Source organism: Bradyrhizobium sp. USDA 3315 (assembly GCF_054056795.1).
In genome coordinates this window covers 8,372,805-8,389,610 of the sequence record NZ_JBSRYP010000001.1, presented here as the reverse complement: position 1 = coordinate 8,389,610, position 16,806 = coordinate 8,372,805, and the positions used below count along the sequence as shown (strand labels likewise).

Annotated in this window: 13 protein-coding genes; 7 read left to right on the top strand and 6 right to left on the bottom strand. The window is 62.3% G+C overall.

Annotation, left to right across the window (positions count from 1 at the left end; all coding sequences use genetic code 11):
• The first annotated feature begins 10 nt into the window (after window positions 1-10).
• Both ACVIYL_RS39335 and ACVIYL_RS39330 read left to right on the top strand, forming a co-directional pair.
• On the top strand, window positions 11-934 hold the full coding sequence (locus ACVIYL_RS39335) for a glycosyltransferase family 2 protein (protein WP_456781092.1): 924 nt from the start codon (window positions 11-13) through the stop codon (window positions 932-934).
• A gap of 503 nt (window positions 935-1,437) precedes the next feature.
• Window positions 1,438-2,685, top strand: a complete 1,248-nt coding sequence (locus ACVIYL_RS39330) for a glycosyltransferase family 92 protein (RefSeq protein ID WP_456781940.1) — start codon at window positions 1,438-1,440, stop codon at window positions 2,683-2,685.
• A 116-nt stretch (window positions 2,686-2,801) separates the two neighbouring features.
• Here the strand turns inward: ACVIYL_RS39330 and ACVIYL_RS39325 are convergent, their stop codons facing one another.
• The 3 genes from ACVIYL_RS39325 to rfbA form a co-directional block, all read right to left on the bottom strand.
• Window positions 2,802-3,368 carry a hypothetical protein gene (locus tag ACVIYL_RS39325; RefSeq protein WP_225161215.1) on the bottom strand — a complete coding sequence of 189 codons (567 nt, stop codon included), beginning with the start codon at window positions 3,366-3,368 and terminating at the stop codon, window positions 2,802-2,804.
• 165 nt (window positions 3,369-3,533) lie between these two features.
• Window positions 3,534-4,601 (bottom strand): dTDP-glucose 4,6-dehydratase, encoded by a 1,068-nt coding sequence (rfbB, locus tag ACVIYL_RS39320; protein ID WP_057020236.1) that lies wholly within the window; start codon window positions 4,599-4,601, stop codon window positions 3,534-3,536.
• Window positions 4,591-5,502, bottom strand: a complete 912-nt coding sequence (gene rfbA / locus ACVIYL_RS39315; RefSeq protein WP_018270712.1) for a glucose-1-phosphate thymidylyltransferase RfbA — start codon at window positions 5,500-5,502, stop codon at window positions 4,591-4,593. Before rfbA ends, rfbB begins: the two co-directional genes overlap by 11 nt.
• Window positions 5,503-5,611: 109 nt before the next feature.
• Here rfbA and rfbC point away from each other — a divergent pair, with 109 nt between their 5' ends.
• Entirely contained in the window at window positions 5,612-6,166 is a 555-nt protein-coding gene (gene rfbC / locus ACVIYL_RS39310; RefSeq protein ID WP_456781091.1) for a dTDP-4-dehydrorhamnose 3,5-epimerase, read from the top strand.
• The gene (gene rfbD, locus ACVIYL_RS39305; RefSeq protein ID WP_456781090.1) at window positions 6,166-7,077 is read left to right on the top strand and encodes a dTDP-4-dehydrorhamnose reductase; all 912 of its coding nucleotides are present in this window, start codon (window positions 6,166-6,168) and stop codon (window positions 7,075-7,077) included. The genes rfbC and rfbD overlap by 1 nt, the downstream gene beginning before the upstream one ends.
• A 135-nt stretch (window positions 7,078-7,212) precedes the next feature.
• Here rfbD and ACVIYL_RS39300 read toward each other — a convergent pair whose 3' ends face one another.
• Window positions 7,213-8,520 carry a UDP-glucose dehydrogenase family protein gene (locus ACVIYL_RS39300; RefSeq protein WP_456781089.1) on the bottom strand — a complete coding sequence of 436 codons (1,308 nt, stop codon included), beginning with the start codon at window positions 8,518-8,520 and terminating at the stop codon, window positions 7,213-7,215.
• A gap of 232 nt (window positions 8,521-8,752) precedes the next feature.
• Between ACVIYL_RS39300 and ACVIYL_RS39295 the strand changes: the two genes are divergently transcribed.
• A complete protein-coding gene (locus ACVIYL_RS39295) occupies window positions 8,753-11,095 on the top strand; it encodes a glycosyltransferase family 2 protein (RefSeq protein ID WP_253609492.1) in 2,343 nt (780 codons plus the stop codon).
• Here the strand turns inward: ACVIYL_RS39295 and ACVIYL_RS39290 are convergent.
• Together ACVIYL_RS39290 and ACVIYL_RS39285 are read right to left on the bottom strand one after the other, a co-directional pair.
• On the bottom strand, window positions 11,036-13,315 hold the full coding sequence (locus tag ACVIYL_RS39290) for a glycosyltransferase family 2 protein (RefSeq protein ID WP_456781939.1): 2,280 nt from the start codon (window positions 13,313-13,315) through the stop codon (window positions 11,036-11,038). The genes ACVIYL_RS39295 and ACVIYL_RS39290 overlap by 60 nt on opposite strands.
• 301 nt (window positions 13,316-13,616) lie before the next feature.
• Complete coding sequence (locus tag ACVIYL_RS39285; protein WP_225641897.1) at window positions 13,617-14,543, bottom strand: hypothetical protein; 927 nt, start codon at window positions 14,541-14,543, stop codon at window positions 13,617-13,619.
• Window positions 14,544-14,737: 194 nt separating this feature from the next.
• Between ACVIYL_RS39285 and ACVIYL_RS39280 the strand changes: the two genes are divergently transcribed.
• Window positions 14,738-15,973: a glycosyltransferase family 4 protein gene (locus tag ACVIYL_RS39280; RefSeq protein ID WP_456781088.1), complete on the top strand. Its 1,236-nt coding sequence runs from the start codon at window positions 14,738-14,740 to the stop codon at window positions 15,971-15,973.
• Window positions 15,974-15,988: 15 nt separating this feature from the next.
• On the top strand, window positions 15,989-16,651 hold the full coding sequence (locus ACVIYL_RS39275; protein WP_028345280.1) for a ParA family protein: 663 nt from the start codon (window positions 15,989-15,991) through the stop codon (window positions 16,649-16,651).
• Window positions 16,652-16,806: the final 155 nt, after the last annotated feature.

Here is a 16,806-nt window from a genome sequence, read left to right as displayed (position 1 = left end):
GTCGCCACCGATGCTCGCAAGTGTTGTCATCGCGTGCTACAAGCATGAGCAGTATCTCGAGGAATGCCTTGAGACTGTCTATCAACAGACGTTTGCCGACATCGAGCTCGTCATCGTAGACGACAATTCGCCGGACAAGAGTTTTGAAGTCGCGCAGAGGGTCATCAAGAGGAGGTCGTTCGGAAAGCGCTTTGTTTCCTGCAAGCTGCTCAAGAACCCTCAAAATCTTGGCGCCCACTACACCTGGAACAGGGCATTATCGCTGACGAACGGCGACATGATTTTCCTTTTGAATTCGGACGATGCCTTTTCCAAGGATCGGGTTCGGCTGTTCGCGGATAAGCATGCCAATGATCGGCTGTTCTTCGGCTTCTCGGCGGTTGAGCCAATCGACGAACATGGAAAGTCGATCAGCAACTTCCAGTTTCCAACGCGCCTGCGCTATGCGATCGATCGGGCCCAGATCGCAGGTGCGCCGTTGTCATGGACATTTCTGGATTCTCAGATCGCGGCATCGACCGGAAACTTTGTCTTCAGCCGTGAACTGCTGCGGCAGGTGGGTTGGCTTGCCGATCTCAAATACTGCCATGACTGGGACTTTGCGTTGCGCGCGGTAACCAAGGTCGAGCCGACCTATCTCGAAACCGACCGCTATCTGTACCGACTTCATTCAACCAACAGTTTCCGAAGTCTGAGCAAGGTGGCAGAGAGCGAGACAAAGGCTTGCATGATGTCGTATTGCCTGAATGCAATCGCGTCACGGCCTCAGAACAAGACCTGCCTCAGTCCGTCGAATTTCGGCGATTCATTCTATGACTTCGTGAAGCTGCACCCGAACTTCAACTATTGGGTGAAGCAGATCTACGCGCCCTATCATGTAGAACACCGGACGGTGGAGTCGAACGATCGGACCCGGCCGGTTCGCTGGCGCTGATCGAGCAATGCAAGGCTAGTCTTGTCCGTTCCGACACAATCGGAACGGGGCCTTGATTGGGATGGAGACCGAGCGATTGCTTCGTCGCTTCGTCGGCTGGGAGCCTGGCGTCCGATCGAATTGCGCCGACGAGAGGTCTGGAGCGTGCCGCAGCCGCCGCAGGGTGCTGGAACTCAAAAAGCTGAACGCGCCGGGCGGGAGGCTTGCGGATAACGATGTCAAAAGCATCGTTCTTGTAAGCCCGAACGACTGGCGGACTGCTTCATTCCCGTCGTCCATCGGCGATCTCCGATCGTTCCGGTCCCGTGACGCGGTTTTCGTGCAAATGACGTCGAGCCCCTTGCTCTATTGTATTGATTTTCCTCGAAATAACCTTACAAGAGTTAATTGTGAGCACTGCGTGTTATAGCCTTATTCTTGTAGGATATGTGCGCTAATAGGGAATTCGTGGTGCGAACCAATGTTAATAGCTTGTTGATCTCGTGGAGCGGCTCAGGTTGGACATGGAAATTCCAGCATTGTCTAGTTTCAGCTCAGGCGTGAATCTCGATACGCTTCCAGCAAGTGAGATCGAGACAAGGCTTAGAGATTTCTTTTCCGGGCGGATCGCAAATCCGAAGCCCGACGAGCTGATCCAATCGGTCAAGCAGTTGGAGCAGCAATTCGGTGATTACAAGGAATTCCAGTTTGCAAAGGCGGCGGCGCTTGTGCAGGCATGCGATTTCGCCGGAGCGCGTGGAATCCTTCTCGACCTCGTCAAGCAGATGCCATCCGACTCGCGGGTGTTGCATCGCCTGGCAATCGCGGCCCTCAATATGGGGTCCGCCCATGAAGCGCAGGATGTCTATCTTGCCGCGCTCATTGCGGCCCCGAAAAGTGAAAATCTGCGGCGAGAGTTTGCCGGCCTCCTGCGCGTGATGGAGGCCAAGAAGCTCTACGCCGGGGTCGATCGCAAGAAGCACGGCTTGGCGGTGGTGTGCGCCATCAAGAACGAAGGCGACGATCTGCTGGAATGGCTACACTTCCACAAACTGGTCGGCGTTGATCACTTCTACCTCTACGACAACGGCAGCACTGATGATACTCGTGCCGTGATCGAGTCCTTCCCGTGGCCCGAAATGATCACCTATCATTTCGTGGAAGGGGAATTCGGCCAGATGCGCGCGTTCTCGCATGCGATCGACAGCTACCGCAATTGTGCCGAATGGTGCGCCTTCATCGATGCCGATGAGTATCTGTTTCCGACGCAGGCCGGCAACATCAAGGACGTCTTGACCGAGCTCGGGCCGGCGCCGGCGGTGGCGGTGCATTGGTTGAACTTCGGGTCGAACGGTCACGACGCGAGGCCGGCCGGTCTGTGCATCGAATCTTTCACGCGTCGTGCTCCGGACGATTTCCCGGATCATTTCATCATGAAGTCAATCGTGCGGCCTGACACCATCGTGTCCTATCTGCATCCCCATCAATCGCTTGTCTTGGGTTGCTACGTTCACGAGGACGGCACGCCTGTCTTCCCGATCGGCGGGCGCTGCACTGCTCCGAAGCGGAACAAGCTCGTGATCAATCACTACTACACGAAGTCGCGGCAGCAATTGCTGAAGAAGCGTGAGCGGGGCAGGCCGCTCGGCGATGGAGATCCTGAAAAGATCCGCGCAATGGAATTCTTCACGTTGCGCGATCGCAACGATGTCGAAGACGCCACGATCCAGAGGTTTCTTCCGGAGCTGAAGAAACTGATTCAGGGCTGCTGAATTCAAGGGAACAGCGATGTCCTCGCTGGAGGAGGGCGCGCCAGGCGGCGCGCCCGATCGTGTGCTTGAAGTGATTCTTGATCGCCGCGATCGGCTACTCTGGCCGCAGCGATCGGCTACAGCGGTTCCAGCCGGTATTTCGCAAGCAACTGCTGTGCGGCGACGAGATCAATCTCTGCCGGCCTTTGGAAGATCGACATGTTGTTGGCGCGCGCGATTTCGCGAGCGACCGTCCGCACCGAATGGTAGTGGGGACGATTCTCGAAGTCGTGAATTGCGATGAAGGCTCCCGGTGCGGCGTGAAGCACGCACTGTACGAAGCAAGCCACGCGAAACCGGCCGTCAACGAAATACAGGTCGGCGGTCTTGCTTTCCGGACGCTCCCAGACACGTTCGTGATACTCGGGCCACGAGCGCTCCTTGTCCTTTTCCACGGGATAACCCCACTCGCGCAGCTTGCCGATATCGACGTGCAGCAGCAAAGGCTTGGTGCTCGCGTCGCCCGTGGCGTCGGCAACGTTGGCGAGCCATTCCGCGGAGGAATCAATGGAAATGACCCACTCCTTCTTGGTTTGACAGGCCAGCCAAGTGCTTCCTCCCGAGCCAAATTCCAGATACCGCGTCGAGAGGTCCACGAAACTTTTGAACAGTGTCAGTTCCTGACCGTCCATTGCGATGTTCATGACGGGATTCCGTGGTTTCTCGAGTTGTTGTCTGGCGGGTGGCTGCCAATCCACCGTCGGAAGGCGGTCGCGGCTCGTCAAGCAGCGATGGTATCTGGTTGAGTCGTCATCGCGCTTCTCGACGTCCTGTTGGCCATCCACGCCGGTGATTGGAAAGATCGGCGACTACTGGTTCAGGCCGACGCGCTCCACCTTGTAGCCGCCCTCCAGGATGGCGCGCCACCAGGGTTGCTCGTCGACATACCAGCGCACGGTCTTGGCGATGCCGGTCTCGAAATTCTCCTCGGCGCGCCAGCCGAGCTCGGTTTCGAGCTTGGTGGCGTCGATGGCATAGCGGCGGTCGTGGCCGGGCCGGTCGGCGACGAAATTGATCAGCTGGCGGCGCGGGCCTGCCGCGGCCGGCACGACCTCGTCGAGCAGGTCGCAGATGCTCTCGACCACGTGCAGGTTGGTGCGCTCGTTGCGGCCGCCGACATTGTAGGTCTCGCCGACCTCGCCGCGCTCCAGCACCAGCGTCAGCGCCTTGGCGTGATCCTCGACGAACAGCCAGTCGCGGATGTTCTTGCCGTCGCCATAGACCGGCAGTGGCTCGCCGGCGAGCCCCTTGATGATCATGTGCGGGATCAGCTTTTCGGGGAAGTGATAGGGGCCGTAATTGTTGGAGCAGTTGGTCACCAGGGTCGGCAGCTCGTAGGTCTCGCGCCAGGCCCGCACCAGGTGATCGGACGATGCCTTGCTGGCCGAATAGGGCGAGTTCGGCGCATATGCCGTGGTCTCGGTGAACAGCCCTTCGTCGCCGAGCGAACCGAACACCTCGTCGGTCGAGATATGCAGGAAGCGGAACCGGTCGCGCTTCTCGGGCGAGAGCGAACGCCAGTGGCGCAGCGTCTCCTGCAGGATCGTGAAGGTGCCGACGATGTTGGTCTGGATGAATTCGCCGGGGCCGTCGATCGAGCGGTCGACATGGCTTTCCGCGGCAAGGTTCATCACAGCATCGGGCTGATATTTCTCGAACAGCCGGCGCAGGTTCTGCGCCTCGCAGATGCAGGCCTTCTCGAAGGTGTAATTCAGGCTTTCGGCGGCACGGGGCAGCGAGGCCAGGTTTGCCGCATAGGTCAGCTTGTCGATGTTGACGACGCGGGCGTGGGTGTCGCGCAGCAGGTGGCGGACCACGGCGGAGCCGATGAAGCCGGCGCCGCCGGTGACGAAGATCGTCGATCCCTTAAACCGCATGTTTGAATACCTCCGCCGCGCGCGGCTCGCCGTGGAATGAGCGGTAGACCGACAGCAGGTACTCGCCGTAGCTGCTCTTGGCGGTCTTCTGTGCGACCCTCGCGAACGCCTCGAGCGAGATGTAGCCCTGGCGCAGCGCGATCTCCTCGGGGCAGGCGATGCGCAGGCCCTGGCGCTGCTCCAGGATCTGGACGAAATGGCTGGCCTCGACCAGCGAGGAATGGGTGCCGGTGTCGAGCCAGGCAAAGCCGCGGCCGAGCACCTCGACATAGAGGTCGCCGCGTTCGAGATAGGCCTTGTTGACGTCGGTGATCTCGATCTCGCCGCGCGGGGATGGCCTGATGCCGGCCGCGATGTCGACCACATCATTGTCGTAGAAGTAGAGGCCGGTGACCGCGACGTTGGATTTCGGCCGCTTCGGCTTCTCCTCGATCGAGAGCGCCCGGCCGGTGCCGTCCAGCTCGATCACGCCGTACTGTTCAGGCGCGTTCACGACATAGCCGAACACGGTGGCGCCTTTCTTGCGGATCGAGGCGGACGACAGCATGCTCGGCAGGCCGTGGCCATAGAAAATGTTATCCCCTAACACAAGGGCAACGGAGTCATCACCGATGAAGTCGCGTCCGACGATGAAGGCGTCGGCAAGACCCCGCGGGGTCTCCTGCGTGGCATAGGCGAACCGGACACCCATCTCGCTGCCATCGCCAAGCAAGCGCTGGAACAGCGGCTTGTCCTGCGGCGTGGAAATGATCAGGATATCGCGGATTCCGCCCAGCATCAGCGTCGACAGCGGATAGTAGATCATCGGCTTGTCGAACACGGGCAGCAGTTGCTTGGAGACGACTGTCGTCACCGGATAGAGGCGCGAGCCGGTGCCACCGGCAAGGATAATGCCTTTCATGGTCCCTCACAATTTGACTATCAGAACATAACATATAGCGTGCGCTGCACAAGTTTGTTATGAGAAGGAAATTAACATTTCAAGCGCGTCAAACTGGAACAAATGTTAGATGAACGTCATCAAGACCGAGATTCCTGAAGTCCTGATCGTCGAGCCGAAGCTGTTCGGCGACCAGCGCGGCTTCTTCCTCGAGACCTACCAGGCTCCGCGTTATGTCGAGCACGGCATCACGCGTCCGTTCGTGCAGGACAACATGTCCCGGTCGGCCTATGGCGTGCTGCGCGGGCTGCATCTGCAAAACCCGGTCACCCAGGGCAAACTCGTCTCTGTGCTGCGCGGCAAGGTGCTGGACGTTGCCGTCGACGTGCGCGTCGGCAGTCCGAATTTCGGCAAGCATGTCGCGGTCGAATTGAGCGAGGAGAACCGCCGGCAATTATGGGTGCCGCGCGGCTTCGCCCACGGCTTCGTGGTGCTCTCGGAGACCGCCGACTTCTTCTACAAATGCGATGATTTCTACAGTCCCAAGGACGAGCTCTCGATCCGGTGGAATGATCCCGCGATCGGGATCAAGTGGGGCGTCGACAAGCCACAGCTGTCGGCCAAGGATGCGGACGCGCCGCTCCTCGCCGACGCCAGCAACCTTCCGACCTATGGACAAATCTGATGCGGATCTTGTTGACGGGAACACGCGGTCAGGTTGGCAGTGCGCTCAAGCCTTTGCTGGAGAGCCACGGCACGATCATCGCGCCGCCCATCGCGGAGTTCGATCTGTCGAAGCCGGAGATGCTGACGAGCCAGCTTGAGAGTCTGAAGCCCGATCTCATCATCAATCCGGCGGCCTATACCGCCGTCGATCGCGCCGAGGACGAGCGTGAGCTGGCGTTCCTGGTCAACGCGAAGGGACCTGAAGCGATCGCCAAATGGGCTGCAACGAACGGCGTGCCGCTGGTGCATTTCTCCACGGACTACGTCTTCAATGGTTCTGGCGACAGGCCGTGGCGCGAGGACAGCCCGACCGAACCGCTGTCGGTCTACGGCGCCAGCAAGCTTGCCGGTGATGTCGCGATCCAGGCGGCGGGCGGGGCGCATCTGATCGCGCGCACCTCATGGGTTTATGCCGCAAAGGGCACGAATTTCCTGCGCACCATCGCGCGGCTCGCCGGCGAGCGTAAGGAGCTGCGGATCGTGGCCGATCAGATCGGTGCGCCGACCACGGCATCAGCGATCGCCGGTGCGGTCGCCGGCATCGTCCTGCCGAACCTCACCACGTTGCACGATCAGCTCGTGCGCCGGGGAGGTGTCGTCAATCTCGTTTGCGCCGGCGAAACCAGCTGGCATGGCTTCGCAACCGCCATTGTCGGCGGGCTGAGGTCCCGCGGGGTCACGCTGGCGGTCGAGAACATCGCTCCGATCGCAGCGGCCGAATTCCCGACCAAGGCGATGCGTCCGGGCAATTCGCGGCTGGATCTGTCGCGGCTGAAGGCGCAGTTCGGCGTGGCGATGCCGACCTGGCAGGAAGCGCTGGCGCGCGAACTGGATGCGTTTGTCCAGCTCGGCGCGCCCGCCCACGCTTAGGGCCGCTTCGGAAGCGGATGCCGGTGCGCGTGAAGAAAACGCGTCAGACAAGAAAAGAGCCTTGGTTCTGATTTGATCAGAACCAAGGCTCAAGGATTGAACCGGCCGGCGGCTATCGTCGCCGGGCGCGAGCGCTCAGCGCGGCCGACCGATGCTGTCGTAGGTGAAGCCGTGCGCGGCCATCTCGTCCGGACGGTAGATGTTGCGCAGGTCGACGACGACCGGATGCTTCATCTCCTGCTTGACGCGCTTGAGATCGAGCGCGCGGAACTGGCGCCACTCGGTCACGATCACCAGCGCATCGGCCTGGCGCGCGCATTCATAGGCATCCTTGCAGTACTCGATCTCAGGCAATTCCTTGCGCGCCTGCTCCATGCCAATGGGATCGTAGGCACGAACCTTGGCGCCGAAGTCGATCAGGCCGTTGATCAGCGGGATCGAGGGCGCCTCGCGCATGTCGTCCGTGTCGGGCTTGAAGGTCAGGCCGAGCACGCCGATGGTCTTGCCGCGCAGCTCGCCGCCGAGCACGTTGGCGACCTTGCGCGCCATCGCGCGCTTGCGGTTGTCGTTCGCGGTCAGCGTGGCCTCGACGATTTTCAGCTGGACGTCGTGGTCGAGCGCGGTCTTGAACAGCGCACGGGTGTCCTTCGGGAAGCAGGAGCCGCCATAGCCGGCGCCGGCATGCAGGAACTTGGTTCCAATCCGGTTGTCGAGCCCGATGCCGCGCGCGACCTCCTGCACGTTCGCCCCGACCCTCTCGGAGAGATCGGCGATCTCGTTGATGAAGGTGATCTTGGTGGCAAGGAAGGCATTCGCGGCGTATTTGATCAATTCCGCCGTGCGTCGCGCGGTATAGAGGATCGGCGCCTGGTTCAGATAGAGCGGACGATAGACTTCGCCCATCACCCTCTTGGCCCGGTCGTCCTCGGTGCCGACGACGATGCGGTCGGGATGGCGGAAATCCTGGATTGCGGCGCCTTCGCGGAGGAATTCGGGGTTCGACGCAACGGCGAAATCGGCGTCGGGATTGGTTTCGCGGATCAGGCGTTCAACCTCGTCGCCGGTGCCCACGGGCACGGTCGACTTGGTCACCACCACGGTGAACTTCTTGAGCGCCGCGCCGATCTCCTTGGCAGCAGCATAGACGTAGCTCAGGTCAGCATGGCCGTCGCCGCGCCGCGAGGGCGTTCCGACAGCGATGAACACGGCATCGGCGTCCGCGACGGCGCCCGCGAGCTCCGTCGTGAAGGTCAGCCGTCCGGCCGCGGCGTTGGTGTCGACGAGCTTATCGAGGTCAGTTTCGTAGATCGGGATCTTGCCGCGCTTCAGGGCTTCGATCTTGCCGGCGTCCTTGTCGACGCAAACGACCTGATGGCCGAAATCGGCAAAACACGCTCCGGACACGAGACCTACATATCCCGTTCCAACCATTGCAATCTTCATGAATCCGCTCGTCGATCAGTGTGGAGAGGAGGAGTTAGCACTAGCACAATTGGCGCCGACAACGCCAAGTTTTATAACGCATAGTTTGTGTTGGAGGTCGGCGGCTTTTTGTGCAAACGGTGATCGCCCCAGTGCAGCTGAGCGCCCGCTAGTCACCTCGGGCGCACCATGGACACATTCTCAACTTGAAATCGACCGACATTCGAGCTGCCGTTTGAGGGTGGACATGAGCATGAAGACGATTAGCAAGCAGAAGCCCTCAGGAGCTGAATACGCGTCGTTGCAAACGCGGTTCTCCAGATCCGATCGCACGACGTTTTCCGGGTTTGTCTATGATCGCGCCGATCTCGGCCGGCGTTACACTGTCGACCTGCTCGTCGACGGCGAGCCATACATGTCATCATTGTGTGACGAGTTCGTAACAGAGCTTGCCGACGCCGGGATCGGCGACGCTCGATTTGGCTTTACGTTCAACGTGCAGGATCAGGTCAGCGCGAACGCCGGGATCATTGAGGCAAGGCTGGCAAATATCGGCACTCCCGTCGGTGCTCCGATTCGCTGCGATGTCGCTGCGCCGGAAGCGCGATGGCACCGGATCGGCGATATCGAGTGGGTCGGAGGTCTGCGCTTCGAAGGCTGGCTTGCTCAGGACATCGACGAGGACATCGAAATCCTGATCGCGCAACGCCCGGTGATGACCGTGAAGCCGACCGGGTGGACCAACGTTGCGCGGGGCGGCGAGTTCGGCGTCGGCCGCCGGATCGATTTTCATCTGCCCGAGCATTTTGCGGACGGTCGCATGCGTGGACTATCTGCGCGGACGATTTCGGGACGGAGCCTGATCTCGGAGCCGATTTCCTTCGTCGCTTTCGATCGCGGATTGGAGCAAACGCTCGCGGATCTCGGGCGCTGGGATAGCGAGCGGCTTCGTGGAGAGCTGTTCGACCGAGTGTTGCCGGCCTCGATGCCGTTTCACGCCTATCGCGGCTGGAAAGAGCGCTTCTCGCCGACGACACAATCTGAACAGTCTGACGTTGCATCCGAGGCGGCAGTCGTCCTGATCGGCGATGTCAGGGTGGACGAGAGCATCGAAAGCCTCGAAGCCCAACGGCACTCCGCCTGGTCGGCGGTGTCCCTGCCGGCGCGAGCGTTCAGTCAATTCGATCCGATGGCAGCGCGCGAGTTTGTCGACGGCGATGCCGCCGGCAGTGCGTTCTTTGTGTTTTGTCTGAGCGGAACGATCCTCGCGGAAGACGCCTTGCAGCGCTTCGCCGATCTCTTCGCGTCCGAACCCGGCTGCGATATGGTCTATGGCGACGTCGAAGTTGCTGCAGGCGCCGGCGCTGTCTGGCCGCTGGCGTTCTCCGCATTCGATCTCGAACGCGCGCTCGAGCAGGGCTATGGGGCGTATTGTTTTGCGGTGCGTCGGGAGCCTGCCGTGGAAGCGCTGCTATCGGCGACGTCGCTCTACGACATCTTCCTTTGCTGCGCGGAGCCGGATCGAACCTATCATCTTCCGGGATCGGTTGCGGCATTGCCGCGGATTGATGCATCGGCCGCAACCTCCGAACTGGTCGCCGCGAGCAAGGCGTATTTTGCCAGAGCCGGCATCGAGGCCAATGTCGAGCCTCGGAAAGCGGGTCTTCTTCCGGCCGTTCAGGTCAAGCGCGCCGTCGATTGGAGCGAGCGCACCACCATCATCATCCCGACCAGAAATCGCGCCGAGCTGCTCAAGCGATGCATCGAGACGGTCATGCCGGCGGCAAATGAGACGAACGCCCGGATCCTTGTCGTCGACAACAGCTCGACCGAGCCGGAAACGCTGGACTATCTGGACAGCCTGTCGGCGCAGGAAATCGACGTGATCTCGGTCGAGGGGCCCTTCAACTTCGCATTCATCAACAACGCCGCCGTCGCTTGCGTCGATACGGAGAACATCTGCTTTCTCAACAATGACGTCGAGGCGCTCGACGACAGTTGGTTGGCGGAGATGCTGTGGCGGCTCGCGGCTCCCGACGTCGGAGCCGTCGGTGCAAAGCTGCTCTGGCCGAGCAGCGTCGTGCAGCACGGCGGAGTGGTGCTGGGAGCCAATTTCTCGGCCGCGCACGCCTTCAACGACCGGATGGATGGTGATCCCGGCTATGGCGATTTGCTTCAGGTGGCGCACGAATGTTCGGCGGTGACGGGGGCGTGCCTCCTGATGCGCAAGCGCGATTTCGTGGCCGTCGGCGGCATGGACGAGATCCGCTTTCCGATCAGCTTCAACGATATCGATTTGTGCCTGAAGCTGCGCCAGCTCGGAAAGCGGATCGTGTTCACGCCGGACGCGAAACTCGTTCATCTGGAGTCGGCAAGCCGCGGTCGCGATTCCGCGCCGGATCGCAGGGCACGCTTCAGGCGCGAGCTGTCGATCCTGCGCGCGAAATGGGGCGAGGTGCTGCTCGACGATCCCTATTACAGCCCACTGCTGGGGCTGGATTCGACGCCGTTCTCCTCGCTTGCATGGCCGCCGCGATCATGGAAGCCGCGTGCCAACCTGCCGCCGGTGTCGACCGCTCCTCCGATCGGGTTGTAGCAGGACGTCATCGACCGCCCAGTCGCGTACGGCAGCAATCGTTGCATCGGCATCAAAGCCTGGCTGCAGCTGCAGGTCCGTGCTTCGGCCGCGCCCCGGAGGCGTCGGGCTCCATTCCGTCGCGGCGATCGGCAGGCCGGTTGCCAGCAGCGCGTCCACCAACGGATGGCCAAACGATGGTTCGCCGATGTCGAGAACCAATTTCGTGATGCCGTGACCTTCGATGAGCGTGGCGACGTCGTCGACGACAATATCGCCGGTGACGATGACATTCGTGCGCTGCATCAGCTTGAGATCGTCGAGGGTACTTCCCAGCACGATGATCTCGACGTCTTCGTCGGCGTCGGCCAGTTGATCGCTCAACGCTCGTATGAAGCGAAATTCCGCGGCGTTGGCGTGCAGGACCAGCAGGCCGAGACGCGCGGGGCCGCTCACGGCGGGATACAGCGCCGGCGGCGCGGGCGGGTCGCTCAGCCTCACGGCTTGCAGGCCGAGAACCCCTTCCGAAAAGGCCGCGCCGTGGTCATCGATCGCAGTCACGCGCCGCGCCCCGGCGACCAGGCTTGCCCAGTCCGGATGAACGCCTGATCCAACCGCCGCGCGCGTTGCAAGCGCGGTGTCGGTGATCAGGAGGTCGTAGGCAAAGTGTTGCGTGAGCTGCGCCAGACATGCGCCGGGAATGCGGTTCGGCTCTGCGATCTCGAGCGATCGGATTCCGAGATCGGCGAGAGACTTCAGAAGAGCTTCGCGGCCCTCAGGCGTCGCAACGTCGAGTACGATCGACTGCGGCGCTCCGCCATCCGGATCGAACATCGCAGCCAGCTGGCGTTGTCCCTCGGAGCGGATCTGCACGATCACACCGTGCTGATCCTCTGCCGCCAACTGCCGGCAGCGCCTGATGGCAATTGCGCGGCCGGCGAACGAGCCGCAGAGGATGACGGATGGGCCGGCGGCGACCTGCTGGTTCGTGAGCAGCTTGAGCTCAAGCGCGGCGCGGCAATCGCGGAGTGGATCGGCAAGCAGGAATGCGGCGCAGTCCGTCGCATAGCGCCGGTAACGGTGTTCGAGAACGCGAAGATTTCGCATCACGAGCGAACGCTTCTCGCCCAGAAACGAGCGCGAGCCCTCGTGCCCGACGAAAACCGAAGGAATGCACACGTTGCGGAAGCCGGCCTCCGCTGCGCGCAGGCAGAAGTCGACGTCTTCGAGATAGCCGCGATAGAAGTCGTCGGAGAGCTCGCACACGGCGTCGAGGCATTCGCGGGTAATGTAGAGGCAGAACCCGATGCCGTTGGGGATGTCGATCGCAATCCCGGAATTTGCCCTGCCTGCAAGTTCGTCCAGCAATTCGATTTCGCCGGGCGGGGGCAGGGGATTTGACCGGTTCGGGACTGGAAAGCTGGTGTATTCGCCGTTGTTCGACAGCGGGGTCGCCGTGCCTACCCGCGGCGTCGCTTGCACGGCGCTGCGCAGGCGTTGCAGCGCGTATTTCGGCACGATCGTGTCCGAGTTCAGCAGCACGACGTCGCCGGCGCCGGTCTCGCCGAGCGCCCGGTTGACCGCGCCGACAAAGCCAAGATTGTGCTCGTTGGTCAGGAGCCTGATGCGGAATTCGGCGGCGAGCTCATTGAGCAGGCGCTTGATGTCGGGCTCGGGCGACGCATCATCCACGACGACGATGGTCGAGCCCGGCGTGCAGGCGAGCGCATTCAACGCGCTGTCGATGCAGGCTCGCGTTGCGGCCAGATCCCGGTATACCGGGATGATGATGGTGAGCGGAGGAGGTTCGCCGTTTCGAAGGCGAGCCGGCCGGCGCGGTGCGGCCCGGTGATCCGGAACGCGGTTGGCCGGGAGTTGAACACTTGCGATCACCCGGTCCGCCTGCGTGATCTGCAGGCGCTGCGAGGTCGCGGACGCGGGCCGGATCAGACGGAAGCTCGCAGCCTGTCGCCCGTCACGCGCGAATCTGTGGCGTGGATCGGCGGGAAGCTGGATCGTGCTGGATTGATCCGCCTGCGCCAGCGAAAGGTGCGGGTCGTCCGGCCCGCGCCACGTCACCCATCCCTTCACCTCTTCGTCGAGAAAGTCGATGCGGGCGCAGCTGTCCTGGCCGCTCTGTTCGAGCAGAAGGAGGGCGCCCCTGACCGAATCCGGATCGTCATCACGCCGCGTGACGCTTCGCGCCGCCTCGATCTGCTGAAGGTCGTCGCCCCAGGCCATCATTCGCCGGGCAGCGACCAGATCGTCCGGCTCGAGCTCGAGCGCCCTCGCAACGCTGGCGATGGCCGCATCCCTGAGATCGAGATGAAACAACGCTTCTGCGCGCAGCAGATGGGCGCGGGCGCCCGGATGCGGCAGGATCCGGCAGCGGCGGTCGGCGAGCGCGAACGCCAGGCGGAAATCGCGCGCCTCGAGCGCCCCGACAGCGGCCCGCTCGAGATCGACGTGGTGGAGCGTTTTGGACGTAAAGGCGATCCTGCGCGCGTCGGCGGTCAAGTGGCGCCCTTATCTGCCCGCATGGTCAGCCTGCCGTCTTGACGGCGCCCTGCCGGCTCCGGAACACGCGCACCCGTCCCTCGAGGCGGGGTCCGTCTTGGTGCGGCATTGGAGTGGCGGGTTCGACGCGCCGCGGCTGCTGGGGCGCGAGAGGGGCTGCCTGCACCCGGCGCTCCTCGAGATTGAGCTTGAGGCCCACCAGCGGTTCCCGTCCGGAAGGACCCGACACCACAATCCGGTTCCCGGTGACCCGCAGGGTCGGAGCCCCCAGGAAGATGGTTTCAGCCGCGATGGCGTAGCGATCCGCGCCGGGACCCGAGGCTTCCAGCGAGAACCCCGTGATGGCCAATGCGCGTCCCCGGGTTCCGGCAAAAGTTCCGAGAGGAACGAACTGGTTGTCGCCGCGCTGCGGCCTGGCGAACTTGACGGCATATTGCAGCTGAAGATCCCGCGGCTTGTTGGGCCATTCGAGGGAAATTCCCTCGATCCGGGCCGGCGCGGACGGTCCGGCAATCCAGACATTCGAGCCGACGGTCACGTCGCCCAGGCCCGCGACATGCGCGAGCAGCTTGAGGTCGCTCAACTCGCCGGGGCCGGCCTCCGGCTCGAACATGTCGAATGGCTGGCTGGCCGGCTGCTGCTCAGCCGCCTGTCCCTGGGTCAGCGGCTCGATCTTGATATTGGCGGCGGTCGACCCGCCGACGCGCCCCGCCGTGACCTCGACGATCAGGCGGCTCGGTCGGGCGACCGACACGACCAGCGCGGTCTCGGGCGCGAACAGGGTTCCATTGACCACGTCCGGTCCGGTAATGATATTACAATTGTTAAGACTGGCGCGATCCGCGTATACGCGCACCACCGGAGGTGACACCTTATCATCTGCGCCATTGTATCGAACCAGGAAGAGACCCCGTGCCAGATCAATGGTTTTCTGCTGAATCTGTTCGTTCATTGTCGCCTGCGAGCCTAACGGAATGGATTGGTAAGTCTCGCGCAGTGTGCCCCAAAAATCTGTGTGATAGAAGGGGTCTTAATGTTAATCCGGTAAGATAGTTTCGCTCGCCAATCGATGACATACCGCCGGTGATGATGCAGACCCTGACCCCAATCGAAGACCGCGCGGCCGGGGGGCGCGCTCGCCCGCCAATGAACGTCCTGTTCGTCCACAATAACTTTCCGGCCCAGTACCGCCACATTGCGCGCGCGCTCGCGGAGCAGCCGGGCAACAGGGTCGTTGCCGTCGGTTCATCGACCGCCAGCACGACGCCGGATATCCGGCTGCTCAAATATTCGACGACCAAGACGGATTCCGCGGTCGTCCATCCGTTTGCCCGGCGCTTCGATGTCGAATCGCGGCGTGCCGAAGAGGTTCTGTACGCGCTGTCGTCGCTGTCGGGGCAGGGCTTCGTGCCTGACCTGATCTTCGCGCATCCCGGTTGGGGCGAGACACTGCCGCTGCGCACGATGTTTCCGCGCGCGCGGATCATCCTCTATTGCGAATTCTACTACGGTGCCGAGGGCAGGGACGTCGGCTTCGATCCCGAGTTTCCCATGACGGGCCTCGATGGCAACGTCGCACTCCATCTGAAGAATGCGACCACGCTGCTGGCGCTCACGGAATGCGATACGGGCGTCTCGCCGACGCCATGGCAGAGGTCGACCTTTCCCGCCGAGTTTCAGAGCAAGATCGAGGTGATCCACGAGGGCGTCGACACCGACGAGGTGAAGCCCAATCCCGTCGCGCGGTTTCAGCTTCCGAACGGCGCGACGCTGTCGGCGGACGACGAAGTGATCACCTACGTCTCGCGCAACCTCGAGCCGGTGCGCGGATTCCATATCTTCATGCGGTCCCTGCCGAGGATCCTCGCCGCGCGGCCGAATGCGCAGGTCGTGATCGTCGGCGGCAGCGGGACATCCTACGGGGCGAATCCACCCAAGGGCTCGAGCTGGAAGTCGATGTTCCTCGACGAAATCAAGTCGGACATCGACCTGCGCCGGGTGCATTTCCTCGGCCGGATTCCTCGGGAACCGTATCTCGAGCTGCTGCAGATTTCCTCGGTGCACGTCTATCTGACCTATCCCTTCGTGCTGTCCTGGTCGCTGCTGGAGGCCATGAGCGCGGGATGTGCGGTGGTGGCATCCGACACCGCCCCGCTTCGCGATATCATCTCGGACGGCAACGGCCTGCTGGTGCCGTTTTTTGATATTGATGTGCTGTCGGATCAGGTAGTCTCGGTGCTGTCACGGCCCAAGGCCTTCAAGAAGATGCGGATGAAGGCGCGCAGCTTCGTGCGGGACAATTACGACGCAAGGCGGGTCTGTCTGCCCCGGATGCTGACGCTCGTTGATGAAGGTGTCCTCCCGCGCACGTACGGGGGATAACGCCAGGAGTTTGCGATGCCGCTTGTCATCTCGGTTGCCCAGCGCAAGGGCGGAGTCGGAAAGACGACCCTTGCGGTCTTGCTCGCCGCAGAACTGGATCGGCGCACGGGCGTGGTCGGACTGGTCGACGCCGACTCGCAGGCGTCCGCGTGTCACTGGGCCGAGCCCGGCAATCTGTCGTTCCCCGTCTACCAGCTTGATCCGGAAACCCGGCCGGTCGCCGAATGGGCCAAGCTGATGCGCCAGATCCCGCATCAGATCATCGTGGTGGACTCCGCGCCGAACGATCGGGTGCTGGGAGCCGTGCTCGCGGTCGCCAATATCGTGCTGATGCCGTGCACGCCGTCCGGCCTTGACATCGAGGCCACCGCGCGGACGCTCGACATCGTGCGGGAAGTGCGTGCCACGCGGCGAACGGCGCTTCGTGCCATGATCGTGCCCAATCGCGTCGACCAGCGCACGCTCGAAGGCCAGCAGCTGATCGAGGAGCTCGATACGCTCGACGAGGAGATCGGGCCGATGATCGGCAGTCGCTCGGCCTATGTTCGCGCCGTCGCCTTGGGGCAATCGGTCGCCGATTTCGCCGGCGGCACACCCGCGGATCTCGAGATCAAGATGCTCGCCGATCTCGTGATGAGCTGGTGCGGGATCGCGCCCAGGCAGCGGGTGGCGATTTAACAGAGCGCGCCGGCGGCTTCACGACAGGCCAACCATGCCGGCATGGGAACGAGAGATTTCGGGCCGCAACCGGCTCTTGATCTGACGGCGGCGCCCCGCAGAAGAGGCTTGGTTAACGGACTGCTCGCGCGCACCCTCGCATTTGAAACAAATGC

What these genes read in the sequence shown, in the direction of transcription:
- ACVIYL_RS39335 (WP_456781092.1), top strand. Translation starts at nt 11, where the DNA reads ATGCTCGCAAGTGTTGTCATCGCGTGCTACAAGCATGAGCAGTATCTC.
- ACVIYL_RS39330 (WP_456781940.1), top strand. Translation starts at nt 1,438, where the DNA reads ATGGAAATTCCAGCATTGTCTAGTTTCAGCTCAGGCGTGAATCTCGAT.
- ACVIYL_RS39325 (WP_225161215.1), bottom strand. Translation starts at nt 3,368, where the DNA reads ATGAACATCGCAATGGACGGTCAGGAACTGACACTGTTCAAAAGTTTC.
- rfbB (WP_057020236.1), bottom strand. Translation starts at nt 4,601, where the DNA reads ATGCGGTTTAAGGGATCGACGATCTTCGTCACCGGCGGCGCCGGCTTC.
- rfbA (WP_018270712.1), bottom strand. Translation starts at nt 5,502, where the DNA reads ATGAAAGGCATTATCCTTGCCGGTGGCACCGGCTCGCGCCTCTATCCG.
- rfbC (WP_456781091.1), top strand. Translation starts at nt 5,612, where the DNA reads ATGAACGTCATCAAGACCGAGATTCCTGAAGTCCTGATCGTCGAGCCG.
- rfbD (WP_456781090.1), top strand. Translation starts at nt 6,166, where the DNA reads ATGCGGATCTTGTTGACGGGAACACGCGGTCAGGTTGGCAGTGCGCTC.
- ACVIYL_RS39300 (WP_456781089.1), bottom strand. Translation starts at nt 8,520, where the DNA reads ATGAAGATTGCAATGGTTGGAACGGGATATGTAGGTCTCGTGTCCGGA.
- ACVIYL_RS39295 (WP_253609492.1), top strand. Translation starts at nt 8,753, where the DNA reads ATGAAGACGATTAGCAAGCAGAAGCCCTCAGGAGCTGAATACGCGTCG.
- ACVIYL_RS39290 (WP_456781939.1), bottom strand. Translation starts at nt 13,315, where the DNA reads ATGGCCTGGGGCGACGACCTTCAGCAGATCGAGGCGGCGCGAAGCGTC.
- ACVIYL_RS39285 (WP_225641897.1), bottom strand. Translation starts at nt 14,543, where the DNA reads ATGAACGAACAGATTCAGCAGAAAACCATTGATCTGGCACGGGGTCTC.
- ACVIYL_RS39280 (WP_456781088.1), top strand. Translation starts at nt 14,738, where the DNA reads ATGAACGTCCTGTTCGTCCACAATAACTTTCCGGCCCAGTACCGCCAC.
- ACVIYL_RS39275 (WP_028345280.1), top strand. Translation starts at nt 15,989, where the DNA reads ATGCCGCTTGTCATCTCGGTTGCCCAGCGCAAGGGCGGAGTCGGAAAG.